Consider the following 18,100-nt stretch of genomic DNA (forward strand, 5'->3'; position numbering starts at 1 on the left):
TTGTCAGTCCTTCACCGCTCCGCCGAGGCCGGAGACGAGTCGTCGTTGTACGAGTACGAAGAAGACCAGCACCGGGATCGTCATCACCGTGGACGCGGCCATGACGCCGCCCCAGTCGGGATCGTCCGGCTTGTAGAAGACCAGCAGCGCCATCGGCAGCGTCGACTGGGAGGTGTCGCTGATGATGAACGACTTGGCGAACAGGAAGTCGTTCCAGGTCGAGATGAAGGAGAAGACGCTGGTGGCCACGAGACCCGGGAGGACCAGCGGGAAAAGGATCTGCCACAGAAAGCGCGTCCGGCTCGCCCCGTCGATGTAGGCGGCCTCCTCCAGTGCCTCCGGCACCGCTTTCACGAAGCCCCGCAGCATCCAGATCGCGAAGGGCAGCGAGAAGGCGATGTGGGGCAGGATCAGCGAACCCAGCGTGTTCAGCTGGCCGAAGTCCCGCATGAGGAAGAACAGCGGGATCGTGAGCGCCTCCACGGGCACCATCTGGGCCACCAGGAACATGATCAGCAGGGTGGTCCGGAAACGGAACCGGAAACGCGTCACCGCGGTCGCCGCGAGGAACGCGATCAGCGCCGAGGCGATCACCACACAACCCGCCACGATCAGGCTGTTGAGAAAGTAGCGGCCGAATTCCTGCTGTTCGAACACCCGCCGGAAGGAATCCAGCGAGGGGGTCAGCGTCCAGGGCCGGGGCTCGCTCGACTCGATCTCCCCGGCCGGTTTGAAGGCGCTCAGCACCATCCAGTACAGCGGGAAGGCGACGACCACCGCGATGAGCAGCGCGGACACCTCGGCCGCGAGCCGCCACGGACGGCGCACCCGCGCGCGCAGAAGATTCACAGCTCCTCCCCCTGGCGGCGCAGCAGCCGCAGGTAGACCAGCGTCACGGCGAGCAGGATCAGCAGCATGACCACGCCGATGGCGGAGCCGAGGCTGTACTGCGAGGACGCGAAGGCCTTCTGATAGGCGTAGACGTTGAGGACGAGGTTCTGGCCGGCGATGCCGCCGCCGTTGGTCATGACGTAGATCTGGGTGAAGACCTTGAAGTCCCAGATGACCGACTGGATGGTGACGACGACGAGGATCGGCCGGAGCATCGGCGCGAGCACCGAGCGCCAGATCCGCCACTGCGAGGCCCCGTCGAGCGAGGCGGCCTCCAGCACCTCGGCCGGTACGGCCCGTATCCCGGCGTAGACGGTCACCATGACGAACGGGAAGGAGCACCAGACCACTTCGAGCAGCACGAGCAGGAAGGCGCTGTAGCGTCCGTACGTCCACGAGTGGTCGCCGAGGCCCAGCATCCGGTTGACGGGCCCGAAGTCCGGGTCGAACAGCAGCAGCCACACCGTGGACCCGGTGACCGCCGGGGTCGCCCACGCGCCGAGCCCGGCCAGCATCAGCACCAGCCGCGGCACGGCCCGCACCCGCGTCAGCAGCACGGCGAGCGCACACCCGACGGCCAACGTGGACACCACACAGGCCGCGGCGAACACGACGGTGGCGAGCAGCACCCGCCAGAACTCCCCGTCCCCGAACAGCTCGGCGTAGTTCCCGAACCCCTGGAAGGTCGCCGGCTCCCCACCACTGACCTGAGCCTGCGTGTACTCCAGAAACGAGATCAGCCCGAGCTGGTAAACGGGATAGACCAGCAGCCCACCAAGGACGACAAGAGCAGGCGCGAGATATATCCAGGGGGTGGCGGAGGAGCGCCCGAAGGGGCGCGGGGAACTGCGCGACAAGCCACGACGCCGCCGCACCCGCGAACGCACCGCACCCCCCGAGCTGGAAGGCGACACACTCATCCGGCGGAGCCAAACGCGTCGTCCATCTTCTTCGCGGCGTCCCCAGCGGCAGCGCCCACCTCCTTCTTGCCGCTGACCACCTCCTGGAACATCGTCGGCAGCACCTGCGAGGAGTCGATCGTCGCCCACGCGGGCGAGGCCGGCACGAACTTCGTGCCCGCGGCGAGCGTGTCGACGAACGGCTTCACGAACGGCTCCCGCGCCGCCACCTGCTGCCGTACGTCCGTGAAGGTGGGCAGGAAGCCCATCGCGTCGAACAGCTCACCCTGCGCCTTCTTCGACGCGAGCCGCTTCATCAGGTCGACGGCGAGGGTGCGGTGCGAGGTGCTCTTCAGGACGCCGATGTTGTTGCCGCCCGCGAAGGCGGGGGCGATGGAGCCGGGCTCGACGCCGGGCAGCGGCACGACCGCGTACTTGCCCTTCGCCTTGCCGGCCTCCACGGCCTGGTGGCTGAAGTCGCCGCCGATGGCCATGGCCGCCTTGCCGGAGGCGAAGGCGGTGACGGTGTCGTTGCCGCCCATGCCGGCGCACTTGGCGGCGGGGCAGTTGTCGTCCCCGAAGAGGGACGTGTACGCCTCGACGCCCTTGCGGGCGGCGGCGCTGTCGATGGCGGAGGCGTACGAGCCGCCCTTGCCGGTGGCGAGTTCGCCGCCGTTGGCCCAGATGAACGGCATCGCGCCGTAGGTGTAGGCGCCGCCGACCGCGATGCCGTAGAGGTCGGGCTTCTCGGCGTGCACCTTCTTGGCGGTGGACGCCAGCTCCGCCAGCGACTTGGGAGGTTCGAGACCGAGTTCGTCGAAGACGTCGGTGCGGTAGTAGAGGGCGCGGACGCCGACGAAGTAGGGGGCCCCGTAGACCTTTCCGTCCACGGTGACCGACTGGCGGGCGGTGGGGTCGGTGTCCTTGGCCTCGTCCCAGGCCGCGAACTCCTCGGTGACGTCGGCGAGTCCGCCGTCCTTGACGTAGCCGGCGGTGTCGGTGTTGCCGAACTCGATGACGTCGGGGGCGCTCTTCGGGTCGTTGAAGGCGGCCTTGATGCGCTGGGCGCGGGTCTCGACCGGGATGTACTCCAGGGTGACCTTCGTGTCCTCGTGCGCCTTCTTGAAGTCGGCGAGGGCCGCGTCGACGACCTTCTCCTTCGGCTTGTTGTTGACCTCCTGGAACAGCCAGACGCGCAACGTGCCGCTCTTCTCGTCCTTGCCGGAGGAGGAGTTGTCGGACGTCTGGGGTGCGCAGGCGGTCGCGGCGACGACGGCCGCGGCCAGCAGTACGGCCAGGCGGGGGGCGAGCTTCATGGAGTCTTTCCTCCGGGCGTGCGTTGCAACATATGCAATGACGGTTTCGCTCTGCACAACACCCAGGAGCGTAGGGAGACATGAACCTGTCCACAAGAGGTCTGAACCAATTCGTAAACCTCTTTGTTAATCAGCCCCGACGCACGAAGGCCCCCGGAGTGCGCGCGGGCACACTCCGGGGGCCTTCGGGACGATCTGAGAGGTCTGTACGGGCAGGGGCGCTACGTCTCGACGCCTACTTCTTGTCGCCGCCCTTGCCCTCGTCCCCGCCGCCGCTCATGGACTCGTAGATCTCCTTGCACATGGGGCAGACGGGATACTTCTTGGGATCGCGGCCCGGCACCCAGACCTTGCCGCACAGCGCCACGACGGGGGTGCCGTCGAGGGCGCTCGCCATGATCTTGTCCTTCTGGACGTAATGCGCGAAGCGCTCGTGATCGCCGTCGCCGTGGGACGTCTGCGGCGTCGGCTCGACGAGGGTTCCCGTACCAGTCCCGCGCTCGGGCTCGAGAGTGCTCATAACCGCCAAGGGTACTGAAGCTCACACGCTTCAGTTGAGCGACGGGTCGTCCGGATACGTCGCCACCATCGCCAGGTCGCCCCGCTGGCGGCGCAGCACCTCGCGCCAGAGCCGCTCCGGGAACGGCGAGGAGACGTCGCCGGGCTCGGACTCGACCACGTACCAGGCGCCCTCGGTCAGCTCGTCCTCCAGCTGGCCGGGTCCCCAGCCCGCGTACCCGGCGAAGATCCGCAGGGCGCCCACGGCGGACGCCAGCAGCTCCGGCGGTGCCTCCAGGTCCACGAGGCCGATCGCGCCGTGCACCCGCCGCCAGCCCAGCGGCGCCCGCTCGCCGGTCTCCCCGCCGGGGACGACGGCGACACCGAGGGCCGAGTCCAGCGACACCGGGCCGCCCTGGAAGACGACGCCCGGATCGCCGGCCAGGTCCGCCCAGTCCTCCAGGATGTCGCCCACGTCGACCGGCGTGGGACGGTTGAGGACAACACCGAGGGAGCCCTCCTCGTCGTGGTCGAGGAGGAGCACCACCGCACGCTCGAAGTTCGGGTCCGCCAGGGCGGGCGTTGCCACGAGCAGCCGCCCCGTGAGCGAGGACACCTCGGTCATGCCAGACATGATCCCGCATGTTCCCCTCCCGTGGGGAGGCAATCGGAGGCACGGGGGTGAACACGCACCCGCGCACGCCCTTCGATCGTGACCCCCCGTGCGCGCCGGGGAACACCGCGTGTTGTGACAAATCCATGACGTTGCCGGACCGTGCGGACGCGCCATGAAGGGGGGTACAAGACGATTACCCTTTCCCTTCTGGCCCCTGCCCAACCCCACGGAACGCGAGATTCATGACCGTCAACGGCGCTGATGACGTACTGCTTGTCCACGGCGGAACCCCGCTGGAGGGCGAGATCCGGGTCCGCGGTGCGAAGAACCTCGTGCCGAAGGCGATGGTGGCCGCCCTGCTGGGCAGTGCGCCGAGCCGGCTGCGCAACGTGCCGGACATCCGCGACGTGCGGGTCGTACGCGGACTGCTGCAGCTGCACGGGGTGACCGTCCGCCCGGGTGAGGAGCCCGGCGAGCTGATCCTCGACCCCTCCCACGTGGAGAGCGCGAACGTCGCCGACATCGATGCCCACGCGGGCTCGTCGCGCATCCCGATCCTGTTCTGCGGCCCGCTGCTGCACCGCCTCGGGCACGCCTTCATCCCGGGCCTGGGCGGCTGCGACATCGGCGGCCGGCCCATCGACTTCCACTTCGAGGTGCTGCGCCAGTTCGGCGCGAAGATCGAGAAGCGGGCGGACGGCCAGTACCTGGAAGCCCCGCAGCGGCTGCGCGGCACCAAGATCCGGCTGCCGTACCCGTCCGTCGGCGCGACCGAGCAGGTGCTGCTGACGGCGGTGCTCGCCGAGGGCGTCACGGAGCTGTCCAACGCGGCCGTGGAACCGGAGATCGAGGACCTGATCTGCGTCCTGCAGAAAATGGGCGCGATCATCGCCATGGACACCGACCGCACGATCCGTATCACCGGTGTGGACGAGCTGGGCGGTTACACCCACCGTGCCCTCTCGGACCGCCTGGAGGCGGCCTCCTGGGCCTCCGCGGCGCTGGCCACCGAGGGCAACGTCTATGTCCGCGGCGCCCAGCAGCGCTCGATGATGACGTTCCTGAACACCTTCCGGAAGGTGGGCGGCGCGTTCGAGATCGACGACGAGGGCATCCGCTTCTGGCACCCGGGCGGGCGGCTGAAGTCCATCGCCCTGGAGACGGACGTGCACCCCGGCTTCCAGACGGACTGGCAGCAGCCCCTGGTGGTCGCCCTGACGCAGGCCACGGGCCTGTCCATCGTCCACGAGACGGTCTACGAGTCCCGGCTGGGATTCACCTCCGCGCTCAACCAGATGGGTGCCCACATCCAGCTCTACCGCGAGTGCCTCGGCGGCTCCGACTGCCGCTTCGGCCAGCGCAACTTCCTGCACTCGGCCGTGGTCTCCGGACCGACCAAGCTGGAGGGCGCCGACCTGGTCATCCCCGACCTGCGCGGCGGCTTCTCGTACCTGATCGCCGCCCTCGCGGCCCAGGGCACCTCCCGGGTCCACGGCATCGACCTGATCAACCGGGGCTACGAGAACTTCATGGACAAGCTCGTGGAGCTGGGCGCGAAGGTGGAACTCCCGGGCAAGGCCCTCGGCTAGACACCTCGCGGAAACGCCGATGGGGCGGGCACCCGATCTCGGGTGACCGCCCCATCGGCGTTACGTCGAACGCCCCAAAGGGGCGCGGGGAACTGCGCGACCAGCCACAACGGGCCCGCAGCCGCGAAACGACCGCACCCCGAACGAACGATCCGCGCAGTCCCCGGCGCTCAAAGCGGAGCGATTACTTACCCTTGGCGGCTTCCTTGAGCTTGGAACCCGCGGAGACCTTGACGCTGTAGCCGGCCGGGATCTGGATCGGCTCGCCGGTCTGCGGGTTGCGGGCGGTGCGAGCGGCACGGTGGGTGCGCTCGAAGGTCAGGAAGCCGGGGACGGTGACCTTCTCGTCGCCCTTGGAGACGATGTCGCCGACAACCTCGGCGAACGCGGCCAGCACGGCGTCGGCGTCCTTGCGAGTCACCTCGGCGCGGTCGGCCAGCGCGGCCACCAGCTCACTGCGGTTCATGTTGTTACTCCCGTGTTCTTCTTGCCGTTGAGGCGTGCCACGCGGCGGAGCCGCATGTTGGGCACAGCGATGCCGATGCTGCCAGGGCCCTCTGACATTCCCCGGACCCGGGTCGGTCGTCAGACCCTCGCGCCCAGGGAGGCATCCTGCCTCCACCTGCGGCGGTAAAGCCAATCCGGCACCCCCAGGAGTCGTGAGAACACCCTTGGGAGTCACACGCCGAGAGGGCCTGAGCCTTGCGCAACCCTAGAGGGCGATCCGAGGCCCGACATCCCGCGACGCGCCGGAGGGGCGGCCCGCCGTGGTGATCCTCACCACCACGCCACGGACCGCCTTCCCCGGCCGGCGGAACCTACGCCACCACTCCGGCGGCCTTCGCCGCCTCCCGCACGGCGCCCGCGACGGCACCGGCGACCTTGTCGTTGAAGACGCTGGGGATGATGTAGTTCGGGTTGATCTCGTCCTCGGTCACCACGTCCGCGAGGGCGTGTGCGGCGGCGAGCATCATCTCGGTGTTGACGGTGCGGGACTGGGCGTCCAGCAGGCCGCGGAAGACACCGGGGAAGACCAGCACGTTGTTGATCTGGTTCGGGAAGTCGCTGCGGCCGGTGGCGACGACCGCGGCCGTCTCGCGGGCGATCGCCGGGTCGACCTCGGGGTCGGGGTTCGCGAGCGCGAACACGATCGCACCGTCCGCCATGGCGGCCACGTCCGCGCCGTCCAGGACGTTGGGGGCGGAGACGCCGATGAAGACGTCCGCGCCGTGCACGGCCTCCTTGAGGGTGCCCGTGAGGCCCTCGGGGTTGGTGTTGTCGGCGATCCAGCGCAGGGCCGACTCGGGCGCGGCGTCCACCAGGTCGGCGCGGCCGGTGTGCACGACGCCGTGGATGTCGGCGACGACGGCGTTCTTGACCCCGGCGGCGAGCAGCAGCTTGAGGATGGCCGTACCGGCCGCACCGGCGCCGGACATGACGACCCGTACGTTCTCGATGGGCTTGTCGACCACGCGCAGGGCGTTGGTCAGTGCGGCGAGCACGACGATGGCGGTGCCGTGCTGGTCGTCGTGGAAGACGGGGATGTCGAGGGCCTCGCGCAGCCGGGCCTCGATCTCGAAGCAGCGCGGCGCGGAGATGTCCTCCAGGTTGATGCCGGCGAAGCCCGGGGCGATGGCCTTGACGATCTCGACGATCGCGTCGGTGTCCTGGGTGTCGAGGCAGAGCGGCCAGGCGTCGATGCCGGCGAAGCGCTTGAAGAGGGCCGCCTTGCCCTCCATGACCGGCAGCGCGGCCTTGGGGCCGATGTTGCCCAGGCCCAGCACCGCGGAACCATCCGTCACGACCGCAACGGAGTTGCGCTTGATGGTCAGGCGGCGGGCGTCCTCGGGGTTCTCGGCGATCGCCATGCAGACGCGGGCCACGCCCGGCGTGTAGATCATGGACAGGTCGTCACGGTTGCGGATGGGGTGCTTCGACGCCATCTCGATCTTGCCGCCGAGGTGCATCAGGAAGGTACGGTCGGAGACCTTGCCCAGGCTGACGCCCTCGATGCCGCGCAGCTGCTCGACGATCTCGTCGGCGTGGGAGGTCGAGCCGGCCGCGATGGTGACGTCGATGCGGAGCTTGTCGTGGCCGGAGGCCGTGACGTCGAGGCCGGTGACCGAGCCGCCGGCGGACTCCACCGCTGTGGTGAGCTGCGAGACGGCGGTTCCGCCCGCGGGCACCTCCAGCCGGACCGTCATCGAGTAGGAGACGCTGGGCGCCGTTGCCATGGCCGACTTCCTCTGCTTTCACCGTGTAACTGGGTTGTGCCGTCCGATCGTCGCACCTACCACTGGGTACGCGGTAGCCGCCCCGGATTGCGAACTTTTTGTTCGCTCCGATTTCGGAAAACGACTTCCACCATACGAGAAGTAGCCCGTCGGGGGAAGGGGTCACCGGAAGCGGCGGGCGGAACGCGCCCGGGACGCGGAAGGAACCCGCGGGACGGGAATTGTCTTGCGGGGATCGTTTGTTACCTTGGACGTGGCACCGGCTCGATCCAAGCCCCCGGGCCCAACCTTCGTCGCTACGAGCGACCACTTGCCGCGAGGCGAGCATGGCGGGTCGGTGCCACTTAAACGAAGAAGACGAGAGGCCCGCACCGTCCCACGGTGCGGGCCTCTCGCACGTCCCGGCGCCTCAGTCGCGCAGCAGGTCCGGCACCCCCGAGGCGTCCGGCTCGTCCCGCTCGCACGAGACGACGGTCAGCTGCTGCGTGGCCCGGGTCAGGGCGACGTACAGCACGCGCAGCCCGGCGGGCGACTCGTCGGCGATCTCGGCCGGGGAGACGACGACCGTGGCGTCGTACTCCAGGCCCTTCGCCTCCAGGCTGCCCAGCGCCACCACCCGGTCACCGAGCCCGGCCAGCCAGCGCCTGGCCTCCTCGCGCCGGTTCATGGCGACCACGACGCCCACGGTGCCGTCGACGAGGTCGAGCAGCCGGGCCGCCTCCGCGCGGACCGTCCGGGCGAGGGAGTCCTCCACCACCGCGAAGCGCGGCCGCACGCCGGTCGAGCGCACGGCCGACGGGGACGGCGAGCCGGGCATGGCCAGGGCGAGGACCTTGGCCGCCAGCTCGGCGATCTCGGCCGGGTTGCGGTAGTTCACGGTCAGCTCGAAGCGGCGGCGCGGACGGGTGCCGAGGGCCTCGTCACGGGCGGCGGCGGCCTCGTCGGGGTCGGACCAGGAGGACTGGGCCGGGTCGCCGACGACCGTCCAGGTGGCGGTCCGGCCGCGGCGGCCGACCATCCGCCACTGCATGGGGGTGAGGTCCTGGGCCTCGTCGACGATGACGTGGGCGTACTCGGTGCGTTCCTGGGCGAGGCGCTCGGCGCGCTCCCACTGGGTCTCCTCGCGCTGCGGCATCAGCTCCTCAAGGCCGGTGAGCTGGTCCAGCGGGTCCGCCTCGCGCCGCTTGCGGGGGCGGGCCGGGGTGCCGACGATCGCCTGCAGCTCGTCGAGCAGGGCGATGTCGTGCACGGAATGACCCTCGCGGCGCAGTGAGCGGGCCACCTTGCGGACCTCGCCCGGGTTCAGCACGCGCCGCGCCCAGCGGCCCAGGCGGCGCTCGTCCGCCATGGCCGCCAGCACGGCGCCCGGGGTCAGCTCGGGCCACCAGGCGTCGAGGAAGGCGATGAAGGAGTCCTCGGAGGTGATGTCCTCGTCGAAGGAGGAGCGCAGCTCGGCGGCCAGCTCGGGGTCGCTGTGCCGGGCACCGGCGCCCGACTTCTCCCACAGGGCGTCCAGGAGCAGCCTGCGGGCGCGGGGGCGCAGCAGGTTGACCGGCGCGGTGCCGCCGAGGACGGTGCGGCGGATGCCGGCCAGCTCCTCGGCCTCCAGTTCGAGGCGGCGGCCGAAGGCGACGACCCGGAGCAGAGTCGGCGAGTCGGCCGGTTCCAGCGCTCCGCGCGCGGCCCTGCGCAGCACCCGGAGCATGCGGGAGGAGCCCTTGGCGCGGGCGGTGGCCGGGGAGTCGTACAGCGTGGCCTCCGCGCCGTCGACCAGGGAGCCGATCGCGCGGATCGCGACCTGGCCCTCCTCGCCCAGGGACGGCAGCACGCCCTCGGTGTACGCGACGAGCAGCGGTGTCGGCGAGACGATAAGGATGCCGCCCGCGTACCGGCGCCGGTCCTGGTAGAGCAGGTACGCCGCCCGGTGCAGGGCGACGGCGGTCTTTCCGGTGCCGGGGCCGCCCTCGACGTAGGTCACGGAGGCGGCGGGGGCGCGGATCACCTGGTCCTGCTCGGCCTGGATGGAGGCCACGATGTCCCGCATGGAGTGGGTGCGGGCCTGGCCGAGGGCGGCCATCAGGGCGCCGTCGCCGACGACGGCCAGCTCCTCGCCGTCCAGCCGGGCGGTGATCTCGGGCCGCATGAGGTCGTCCTCGACGCCGAGGACGCGCCGCCCCTTGGAGCGGATCACCCGGCGGCGCACCACCCGGCCCGGGTCGACCGGCGTGGACCGGTAGAAGGGGGCGGCGGCGGGCGCCCGCCAGTCGATGACCAGCGGGGCGTAGTCCTCGTCCAGGACACCGATGCGGCCGATGTGCAGGGTCTCGGCGATGTCGGCGGTGTTGTCGGGCCCGAGGGCGCCCTCGGCGGGCTCCACGGCCGTGTACGCACCGTCCGGGCCCTTCTTGCCGTCCTTGCCGAGGAGCAGGTCGATGCGGCCGAAGAGGAAGTCCTCGAACTCGTTGTTCAGGCGGTTGAGGTGGATACCGGCCCGGAAGACCTGCGCGTCGCGCTCGGCCAGGGCGCCGGGCGTGCCGACGTGGCCGCGCTGGGCGGCGTCGTGCATGAGGAACTCCGCCTCGTGGATCTTCTCCTCGAGACGTCGGTACACCCGGTCGAGGTGCGCCTGTTCCACGGCGATCTCTCGGTCCCGCACGGAGTCGTGCTCCGAGTCGACCGCCGAGTCCTGCTGAGCCTGTGCGGCCACCGGGCCCCCTTCTGACGTGCTGGGCAGCCGTCAAAAATACGCGAAGGGGGCCCGGGAAGCTACGCCGCGCCTGGTGTCGGCGCTACGCGTCGACCTCCACCAGTCGCTTCCCGTCGAAGGTCATGACCTCGAAGTGGGAGATCTGGTTGGGTTCGAAGGCGGCGCCGCCGTGCACGTAGAGCGGCTTCTTGCCCTTCTCGGTGGTGGCGCCCGGTATGCCGTAGCCCCAGTCGGGGACCGTCCAGGAGGTGAGCGTCTCCCGCTCGCCGTTCTTGCCGACGGCGATCAGGGAGCACTTCTGGGGGCCCTTGAGGTTCTTCAGCTCCAGGACCGTCTCGGTGCCCCAGGCCTTCTTCTCCAGCGCCACGGTCGCGCTGACCTGGGTGGCCGGGTCGGTGGCGGTGACCCGGTCCGGCATGGCGGCGAAGGCGGACTCGGCCGGGCTCGCGGCCTGCTGCGTCGCCTCGGCCCTGCGGCCGCCGCCTCCGTCGTCGTCGCCACCGCCGCCGCCCGTGGTCGCCACGGCGGCGAACGGGCCGCCGATGATCAGCGCGGCCGCGGTGCCCACCAGGTAGAAGTTGCGGCGGCGCTTGCTCGCGCGGCGTTCGGCGACCTCGTCGACGAGCTTCTCCGACAGCCGTGGGCTGGGCTTCGCCGCGAGCGACTCGGCGATCGCGGGCGTACCGGTGCCCGGCAGGTCGGCGAGCGCCGCCATCATCGGCTCCATGCCGGCCAGTTCGTCGAGCTGCTGGGCGCACCACTCGCAGGTGGCGAGGTGGGCCTCGAAGGCCGTCGCCTCGGCGTCGTCGAGGATCCCGAGGGCGTAGGCGCCGACGGTCTCGTGCTCGTTCGGCGCCGGTGATCCCTGCATGGGGACAGGATTACCCGTGTCCCCCGGGCCGAATCCCCCGCCGAATCCCTGAGCGCCCCCGTACCCGCTCATCACGCCGTCACCCCCCGCTCCTCCAGAGCCAGCTTCATCGAACGCAGGGCGTAGAACACCCGAGAGCGAACGGTGCCGCTGGGTATGCCCAGTGTCTGCGCCGCCTCATTGACGGTACGCCCCTTGAAGTACGTCTCGACGAGGACCTCCCGGTGGGCCGGGGTCAGGTCGTCGAGCGCGTCCGACAGCGTCATCAGCCACAGCGCCTTGTCGATCTCGTCCTCCGCGGGGATGACCTCCAGCGGCGACGGATCGACCTCCTGCGGCCGGGCCTGCCGGCTGCGGTGGCCGTCGATGACGATGCGCCGGGCGACCGTCACCAGCCAGGGGCGTACCGATCCGGTCGCACGGTTGAGCTGACCGGCGTTCTTCCAGGCACGGATGAGCGTCTCCTGGACGACGTCCTCGGCGCGCTGGCGGTCCCCCGCGACCAGCCGCAGCACGTAGGCGAGCAAGGGGCCGGCGTGCTCGCGGTACAGCGCGCGCATCAGCTCCTCGTCGGGTTCCGAGGACGACTGCGACATGCGATGTCGGGCCCTCGCACCACGTTCGTTGGCCACGACGGAATCCTTGCGCACGCCCACCTCCGGTGTCCGGGGGATCCCCCAGTCGGTCGCTCGCCCATCCGGTACGGACGCCAAGTGCGGCGTGTTCAAAACGAGATGAAAGATTTCCCGGGGGCGGTGTGACGAACGGGGCGCGAGGGACGCTAGGGGTACTTACCGGGCGAGGGCGGCCCGGCGGCGGTGGCGGGCGACGCGCTCGCGGTTGCCGCAGATCTCGCTGGAGCACCAGCGGCGGCGGCGACCGCGGGAGGTGTCGACGTACACGATGGGGCAGTTGTCGCCCGCGCACTGCCTCAGGCTCGCCCGCGCGACGGGGTCGGTGAGCAGTTCCACGGCGTCCCGGGCGAGGGCGCCGAGCAGCGCGGCGCAGCGCGGCGGCCCGGTCAGCTCCCGCACCAGGGCGCCGTCCTCGCCGGGCACCGCGCGGGGCGCGGGGGGCGCGGCGAGGGCGAGGTCGTTGACGCGGGCGAGGGCGAGGTCCCAGGGGCGGGTGCGGGGCACCGGCCGGGTGCGCACCAACCGCGCGGTCTCGCCGCGCAGTTCGCGGAAGGCGGTCAGCCAGGAGGGGTCGGCGTGGGCCAGCGGGGTGCCGGGCGGGACGAGTCCGGAGCCGGTGATCCAGGCGCGCAGCGCGTCCAGGGAGTCGAGGCGTTCCGCGGGGTGGGTGGTGGCGATGAGGTCCAGACAGATCCGCCCGGTGTCGAAGCGCAGCTCGTACGGGTCGGTGGCCGTACCCAGTGCCATGTTCCTGTCACCGCCTTGGGTGGCCCGGTGGGGCGGGCCGGAGAGGGGAGCAGGGGAACCGCTCCCTCTTACAGTGCCTGCCCGTCTCCGCGCCCGGAACCCCTCGTACCACCGGACCCGGTGGCGGTACGACGGTCTCCGCGCGGTGCGAGGCCGCCGTTCACCCCAACTCGGCGCCCCGGAGGGCGCCTTATACCGTGAGGCGGGTGTCCGGGGGCCGGCGCGGCCGGGCCGTGGCGCGGCCGTCGGCCTCCCACGTCCGCCGTTCCGCGAGGAGGAACCCCGCCCATGTACCGCCGCCCCACCGGCCGGTCCGCCCGGCTGCGCCGTCTGACCACGCTCGCCGTCGGTGTGACCGCCGCCGTCACCCTCACCGCCTGCGGCGGCGGCTCGGACGAGGACGCCAAGGACACCGACGACGCGCCCGCCAGGAGCGAGGAGGCCGCCCGCCAGGGCCTTGTCACCGAGCAGGCGGCCGAGAAGGTGGTCGACACCTACGAGCAGGTGAACAACCGGGCGAACGCGAAGCGCGACGAGAAGCTCCTGGGCACGGTGGAGGCCGGACAGCTCCACGAGCAGTCCAAGGCCGACTACACGCAGTGGAAGACCTGGTCGAAGAAGGACCAGAAGGAGTACGCGTCCTCGTTCCACTACACGAAGCGCGAGTACCTGATCCCGGCCGCCGACAGCGGGGTGACCTGGTTCGCCGTCAAGACCCGGGCGAGCGCCGACCCGGACGGCGAGGGGGCGCTGCTGGTCTTCGACAAGGAGGGCGGCGACACCTACCGGATGACCATGGCGGTCTACGCCGACGAGGGCCCGATCCCCGAGGTCGCCGTCGACGAGCAGGGATTCGTCACGCCCGCCGACCCGTCGAAGAAGGTCGGCGCGCTCGCCCCCGACCGGCTCGGCGAGGCGTACGAGGACTTCTTCGAGACGGGCGGCAAGGAGAAGGCCGCCAGGACGTTCGCGTCGACCGACACCTCCAGGACCTCGGTGAAGATCTCCAAGGAGGGCCCGGACGACGACGTGAAGGCGTACGCGACCAAGAAGTTCTTCGCCGCACAGCCGGCCCACCCGAAGGTGTACGCGCTGCGTCTCGCCGACGGGAAGACGCTCACCGTCTTCCCGACCGCGCACACGAACGAGCTGATGCTCAAGCCGCGGTACATGAGCGGCTTCGACATCACCCCCACCGAGGAGGAGTCCCTCTACGACGGCACCAAGCGGGACGTGGTCACCGACGAGTTCCAGGGCCAGGGGCTCGCCGTGCTGGACCCCGCGGGCAAGCCCCGGGTGACCGCCCTCGAGTACCGCATGGTCGACTCCCGCTGACCGGCGCACCGCCCGCGCCGGATCACCCGTCCGTGTACTTGGCGTCCGTGGCCGGGTCCAGGGCGAGGCGGTAGCCGCGTTTCACCACCGTCTGGATCAGCTTCGGGGTGCCGAGGGACGTGCGCAGGCGGGCCATGGCCGTCTCGACGGCGTGCTCGTCGCGGCCGGTGCCCGGCAGGGCGCGCAGCAGCTCCGCGCGGGGCACGACCCAGCCGGGCCGCCGGGCGAGCGTGCGCAGCAGGGACATGCCGGCGGGCGGCACGGTCCGCAACTCCCCGTCGACGAGCACCGCGTGGCCGCGGATCTCCAGCCGGTGCCCGGCGACCGGCAGGGCACGGGCGCGGGCCGGCAGCTCCTGGCACAGCAGTTGGACGAGGGGCCCGAGCCGGAAGCGCTCCGGCCGGCTCGTGTCGACGCCGTGCGCCTGGAGCGGCACCGCGGTGACCGGGCCGACGCAGGCGGGCAGCACATCGTGGCCGAACGCGGCGAGCAGCTCCGGCAGCAGGCCCCGCTCCTCGGCCCGGCCCAGCAGGGAGACCGCGGCGGGCGCGCTGGTGAAGGTCACGGCGTCCACGCCCCGCGACACGGCGGCGTCCAGCAGCCGGTCCACGGGGCCGAGGTCCTCCGGCGGCAGCCACCGGTACACGGGCACGCCCAGCACCTCGGCGCCGCCCTCCCGCAACGCCTCCACGAACCCCGGCAGCGGCTCACCGTGCAGTTGTACGGCGATCCGGCGGCCCTCCACGCCCTGCTCCAGGAGCCGGTCCAGGACCTCGGCCATGGACTCCGAGGCGGGCGACCACCGCTCGGTCAGTCCCGCGGCCCGCACCGCGCCCTTGACCTTGGGCCCGCGCGCCAGCAGCTCCACCGTGCGCAGCCGCGCCAGCAGGGCCTCGCCGAGCCCCCAGCCGTCGGCGGCCTCGATCCAGCCCCGGAACCCGATGGCGGTGGTGGCGACGACGACGTCCGGTGCCTGGTCGACGATGCGTTCGGTCGCGGCCATCAGCTCGCCGTCGTCGGCCAGCGGCACGATCCGCAGCGCCGGTGCGTGCAGGACGCTGGCACCGCGCCGCTGGAGCAGCGCGCCCAGTTCGTCGGCCCGGCGGGCGGCGGTCACGCCCACGGTGAACCCGGCCAGCGGGCCGTGGCCGGGTCGCTGCGGTGCGTCGCCCACGCCGCCCACGCCGCCCACCTCGCTTACGTCGTCCATCGCTCGCCGCGCTCCGATCCGTTCCCGTCCACGCGCACAGTCACGTGGCGACCGAGCCTGTCAACCGTGCGTGACAGGCTCGGTTCCGCCGCATGTCACCAGTGTTACGTCACACCTCGGCATAGCTGAGCCGGGCCTCCGTCTTCGCCGCTCCCGCCGCCGTCCCGCCCTGCGCCGCGGGGCGGCGGAGGTATACCGCCCAGGTCACCACGATGCACACGGCGTAGAAGGCCAGAAAGGCGACGAAGGCACCGGTTCCCGATCCGGAGGAGAGGAAGGACTGGCGGAAGGCGAGGTTGATCCCGACGCCCCCGAGGCCGCCCACCGCACCGATCAGCCCCATCGACGCGCCCGACAGGCGCCGTCCGTGCAGTACGGCCTCCTCACCCGTCAGCCCGCGGGCCAGCGCCTTGGAGTGGAAGATGCCCGGGATCATCTTGAACGTCGAGCCGTTGCCGAGCCCGCTGAGCACGAACAGCGCCACGAACACGGTCACGAACAGCGCGAGCGACTTCTCCATGCTGGCCAGGACGAGCACCGCGGTGGCGGCGGCCATGGCGACGAAGTTCCACAGGGTGATTTTCGAACCGCCGTACCGGTCGGCCAGCCTCCCGCCCAGCGGACGGACGAGGGAACCGAGCAGCGGGCCGATGAAGGTGAGGTACGCGGCCTGGAGCGGCGTCCGCCCGAACTGGGTCGTCAGCACCTGTCCGAAGGCGAAGCTGTAGCCGATGAACGAGCCGAAGGTGCCGACGTACAGCACCGACATGATCCAGGTGTGGGCCTCCCGGGCCGCGTCCTTGGCGGCTCCGGTGTCGTTCCTCACCGTGGTGAGGTTGTCCATGAAGCGCGCGGCGAGGACGGCGGCGACGAGGATCAGCGGGATGTAGATGCCCAGCAGCACCCGTGGCCCACCGCTCGCCCCGATGATCGCGAGGGCGACGAGCTGGATGACGGGCACGCCGACGTTTCCGCCGCCGGCGTTGAGGCCCAGCGCCCACCCCTTCTCCCTGAGCGGGAAGAAGGCGTTGATGTTGGTCATGGACGAGGCGAAGTTGCCGCCGCCGATCCCGGCCAGCAGCCCGATCAGCAGGAACGTCGAGAAGGACGTCCCGGGCTCCATCACGACGAAGGCCGCGACCGTCGGGACCAGGAGCATGCTCGCCGAGACGATCGTCCAGTTGCGGCCGCCGAAGACCGCGACGGCGAAGGTGTAGGGCACCCGCACGACGGCGCCGACCAGGGTCACCACGGACGTCAGCAGGAACTTGTCGGCGGGTGACAGCCCGTACTCCGGGCCCATGAAGAGCACCAGTACGGACCACAGCGTCCAGACGGAGAACCCGATGTGCTCGGAGAGCACGGAGAAGAACAGGTTCCGCCGGGCCGTTCGCCGTCCCGTCTCCTTCCAGAAGGTCTCGTTCTCCGGATCCCAGTGCTCGATCCAGCGTCCGCCACGGGCTTTCATCGCGCCTCCACGGTGCTCCACAGCTCGGTTGCGCCGACGCTAGGCAGGACGCGTTTCGGGCCGGTGGGGCTGTGGATGACCGGAAGGGAACGTTGCTCTCACCCGGCGCCGGTGCGGGGTGAGAGATCGCGGTCAGCCCTGCGGGGGCCGGGGCTGCCAGTGCGGGTTCTGCTGCGGGTGGGCCTGCGGCGGGTAGGGCTGCTGGGCCTGCGGCGGCCCGCCGTACGGCTGCTGCTGCGGCTGGCCGTAGGGCTGCGGGGGCTGCTGCGGCGGGTAGGGCTGGTGGGGCTGCGGGGGTGCGTAGGGCTGGTGGGCCTGCGGGACCGGCTGCGGTGCGTACGGTTGGGCCTGCGGCGGCGCACCGTACGGCTGCTGCTGCGGCGGCTGGGGGGCGTACGGGCCGGGGGCCGGCTGTCCGTAGCCGCCGGGTGCGGGGCCGCCGAACGGGTTCCCGTGCCCCGGCAGCTGACCGCCGGGCGGCAGGTACCGCACCCGTCCCGTCTCGTCGGCCATCGGCACGAACCCGGCGGCCTGCAGCCGGGCCGCGAACTTGGCGTTGCGCTTGCGGGTGACGAGGAAGCCGAGGCCCAGGGCCGCCATGAGGACCACCCAGATGATCCCGGAGAGGACGAAGTCGTCGGACGAACCGCCCTCGCGGAAGGCGAGGACCGCACACGCGACGGTGCCGCCGAGCGCGCCGTAGCCCATGTTCTTCTGGGCGTTCTTGCCGGTGAGGTCGAAGTTGATCCGCGCCTTGAGGAGTTCGAAGGCGTCCGGCACGAGCGGCGGCAGCGACACGCCGTCACCGGCGTTCGGGTACTGCGCCCAGTTCTGCGCCGCCCGGGTGCGGGCCTGCGGGCCGGGGTCGGGGACCAGCAGCATGGTGAGCGCCGCGTTGTTCCCGCCGCTCTGGCGCACGTCGGCGTACTCGTACCCGAACTGCTGGGCGACGAAGGCGAGCTTGGCGAGCTTCTTCACGGACGACATCCGGCTGGTGAGCTGGACCGGCTCCCCGCTCGCCATCAACTGCAGCATCTTCTGTGTCTGCCGCTTGCTCATCCCGCTGCTCCCCCTGACCGGCTCA

The 18,100-nt window shown here is 71.1% G+C and carries 16 protein-coding genes; 2 read left to right on the forward strand and 14 right to left on the reverse strand.

Translation table 11 applies throughout. The annotated features are described in order from the left end of the window. Positions 1-3 precede the first annotated feature (3 nt). The 5 genes from ACGH52_RS15205 to ACGH52_RS15225 all read right to left on the reverse strand — a co-directional run bounded on the left by ACGH52_RS15205 (position 4) and on the right by ACGH52_RS15225 (position 4,229). The gene (locus ACGH52_RS15205; protein ID WP_076974576.1) at positions 4-849 is read right to left on the reverse strand and encodes a carbohydrate ABC transporter permease; all 846 of its coding nucleotides are present in this window, start codon (positions 847-849) and stop codon (positions 4-6) included. Continuing rightward, positions 846-1,811 (reverse strand): carbohydrate ABC transporter permease, encoded by a 966-nt coding sequence (locus ACGH52_RS15210; protein WP_059301589.1) that lies wholly within the window; start codon positions 1,809-1,811, stop codon positions 846-848. Before ACGH52_RS15210 ends, ACGH52_RS15205 begins: the two co-directional genes overlap by 4 nt. Next, entirely contained in the window at positions 1,808-3,106 is a 1,299-nt protein-coding gene (locus ACGH52_RS15215) for an extracellular solute-binding protein (protein ID WP_121702079.1), read from the reverse strand. Before ACGH52_RS15215 ends, ACGH52_RS15210 begins: the two co-directional genes overlap by 4 nt. A 235-nt stretch (positions 3,107-3,341) precedes the next feature. Next, positions 3,342-3,626, reverse strand: a complete 285-nt coding sequence (locus ACGH52_RS15220) for a DUF3039 domain-containing protein (protein ID WP_030402030.1) — start codon at positions 3,624-3,626, stop codon at positions 3,342-3,344. Positions 3,627-3,656: 30 nt separating this feature from the next. After that, positions 3,657-4,229 (reverse strand): YqgE/AlgH family protein, encoded by a 573-nt coding sequence (locus tag ACGH52_RS15225; protein WP_059301591.1) that lies wholly within the window; start codon positions 4,227-4,229, stop codon positions 3,657-3,659. Positions 4,230-4,462: 233 nt separating this feature from the next. Here ACGH52_RS15225 and murA point away from each other — a divergent pair, with 233 nt between their 5' ends. Further along, positions 4,463-5,809, forward strand: a complete 1,347-nt coding sequence (gene murA / locus ACGH52_RS15230; RefSeq protein ID WP_059301592.1) for a UDP-N-acetylglucosamine 1-carboxyvinyltransferase — start codon at positions 4,463-4,465, stop codon at positions 5,807-5,809. A 184-nt stretch (positions 5,810-5,993) separates the two neighbouring features. Here the strand turns inward: murA and ACGH52_RS15235 are convergent, their stop codons facing one another. From ACGH52_RS15235 to ACGH52_RS15260, 6 genes are all read right to left on the reverse strand, one after another. Beyond that, positions 5,994-6,275 carry an HU family DNA-binding protein gene (locus ACGH52_RS15235; RefSeq protein WP_004987462.1) on the reverse strand — a complete coding sequence of 94 codons (282 nt, stop codon included), beginning with the start codon at positions 6,273-6,275 and terminating at the stop codon, positions 5,994-5,996. Positions 6,276-6,627: 352 nt separating this feature from the next. After that, entirely contained in the window at positions 6,628-8,043 is a 1,416-nt protein-coding gene (locus ACGH52_RS15240) for an NAD-dependent malic enzyme (protein WP_059301593.1), read from the reverse strand. Between the two features lie 409 nt (positions 8,044-8,452). Continuing rightward, positions 8,453-10,750, reverse strand: a complete 2,298-nt coding sequence (locus ACGH52_RS15245) for a HelD family protein (RefSeq protein WP_399939799.1) — start codon at positions 10,748-10,750, stop codon at positions 8,453-8,455. 82 nt (positions 10,751-10,832) lie between these two features. After that, positions 10,833-11,621 (reverse strand): anti-sigma U factor RsuA, encoded by a 789-nt coding sequence (rsuA, locus tag ACGH52_RS15250; RefSeq protein ID WP_121702081.1) that lies wholly within the window; start codon positions 11,619-11,621, stop codon positions 10,833-10,835. Between the two features lie 71 nt (positions 11,622-11,692). Then, positions 11,693-12,217 (reverse strand): sigma-70 family RNA polymerase sigma factor, encoded by a 525-nt coding sequence (locus ACGH52_RS15255; protein ID WP_007450155.1) that lies wholly within the window; start codon positions 12,215-12,217, stop codon positions 11,693-11,695. A gap of 195 nt (positions 12,218-12,412) precedes the next feature. Continuing rightward, a complete protein-coding gene (locus ACGH52_RS15260; RefSeq protein ID WP_059301596.1) occupies positions 12,413-13,003 on the reverse strand; it encodes an ABATE domain-containing protein in 591 nt (196 codons plus the stop codon). Positions 13,004-13,291: 288 nt separating this feature from the next. On the opposite strand from ACGH52_RS15260, the gene ACGH52_RS15265 reads away from it, so the two are divergent. After that, positions 13,292-14,338, forward strand: a complete 1,047-nt coding sequence (locus ACGH52_RS15265) for a hypothetical protein (RefSeq protein WP_399939804.1) — start codon at positions 13,292-13,294, stop codon at positions 14,336-14,338. Positions 14,339-14,360: 22 nt separating this feature from the next. Here ACGH52_RS15265 and ACGH52_RS15270 read toward each other — a convergent pair whose 3' ends face one another. From ACGH52_RS15270 to ACGH52_RS15280, 3 genes are all read right to left on the reverse strand, one after another. Continuing rightward, entirely contained in the window at positions 14,361-15,548 is a 1,188-nt protein-coding gene (locus ACGH52_RS15270) for a uroporphyrinogen-III synthase (RefSeq protein ID WP_247700633.1), read from the reverse strand. A gap of 109 nt (positions 15,549-15,657) precedes the next feature. Then, entirely contained in the window at positions 15,658-17,016 is a 1,359-nt protein-coding gene (locus ACGH52_RS15275; RefSeq protein ID WP_121700602.1) for a nitrate/nitrite transporter, read from the reverse strand. A gap of 132 nt (positions 17,017-17,148) precedes the next feature. Next, positions 17,149-18,075 carry a hypothetical protein gene (locus ACGH52_RS15280; protein WP_399939809.1) on the reverse strand — a complete coding sequence of 309 codons (927 nt, stop codon included), beginning with the start codon at positions 18,073-18,075 and terminating at the stop codon, positions 17,149-17,151. Positions 18,076-18,100 lie beyond the last annotated feature (25 nt).

It is taken from the genome of Streptomyces sp. BBFR25, assembly GCF_044590125.1.
Taxonomy (GTDB): Bacteria; Actinomycetota; Actinomycetes; order Streptomycetales; family Streptomycetaceae; genus Streptomyces; species Streptomyces canus_D.

What these genes read in the sequence shown, in the direction of transcription:
- ACGH52_RS15210 (WP_059301589.1), bottom strand. Translation starts at nt 1,811, where the DNA reads ATGAGTGTGTCGCCTTCCAGCTCGGGGGGTGCGGTGCGTTCGCGGGTG.
- ACGH52_RS15215 (WP_121702079.1), bottom strand. Translation starts at nt 3,106, where the DNA reads ATGAAGCTCGCCCCCCGCCTGGCCGTACTGCTGGCCGCGGCCGTCGTC.
- ACGH52_RS15220 (WP_030402030.1), bottom strand. Translation starts at nt 3,626, where the DNA reads ATGAGCACTCTCGAGCCCGAGCGCGGGACTGGTACGGGAACCCTCGTC.
- ACGH52_RS15225 (WP_059301591.1), bottom strand. Translation starts at nt 4,229, where the DNA reads ATGACCGAGGTGTCCTCGCTCACGGGGCGGCTGCTCGTGGCAACGCCC.
- murA (WP_059301592.1), top strand. Translation starts at nt 4,463, where the DNA reads ATGACCGTCAACGGCGCTGATGACGTACTGCTTGTCCACGGCGGAACC.
- ACGH52_RS15235 (WP_004987462.1), bottom strand. Translation starts at nt 6,275, where the DNA reads ATGAACCGCAGTGAGCTGGTGGCCGCGCTGGCCGACCGCGCCGAGGTG.
- ACGH52_RS15240 (WP_059301593.1), bottom strand. Translation starts at nt 8,043, where the DNA reads ATGGCAACGGCGCCCAGCGTCTCCTACTCGATGACGGTCCGGCTGGAG.
- rsuA (WP_121702081.1), bottom strand. Translation starts at nt 11,621, where the DNA reads ATGCAGGGATCACCGGCGCCGAACGAGCACGAGACCGTCGGCGCCTAC.
- ACGH52_RS15255 (WP_007450155.1), bottom strand. Translation starts at nt 12,217, where the DNA reads ATGTCGCAGTCGTCCTCGGAACCCGACGAGGAGCTGATGCGCGCGCTG.
- ACGH52_RS15260 (WP_059301596.1), bottom strand. Translation starts at nt 13,003, where the DNA reads ATGGCACTGGGTACGGCCACCGACCCGTACGAGCTGCGCTTCGACACC.
- ACGH52_RS15265 (WP_399939804.1), top strand. Translation starts at nt 13,292, where the DNA reads ATGTACCGCCGCCCCACCGGCCGGTCCGCCCGGCTGCGCCGTCTGACC.
- ACGH52_RS15270 (WP_247700633.1), bottom strand. Translation starts at nt 15,548, where the DNA reads ATGGACGACGTAAGCGAGGTGGGCGGCGTGGGCGGCGTGGGCGACGCA.
- ACGH52_RS15275 (WP_121700602.1), bottom strand. Translation starts at nt 17,016, where the DNA reads ATGAAAGCCCGTGGCGGACGCTGGATCGAGCACTGGGATCCGGAGAAC.
- ACGH52_RS15280 (WP_399939809.1), bottom strand. Translation starts at nt 18,075, where the DNA reads ATGAGCAAGCGGCAGACACAGAAGATGCTGCAGTTGATGGCGAGCGGG.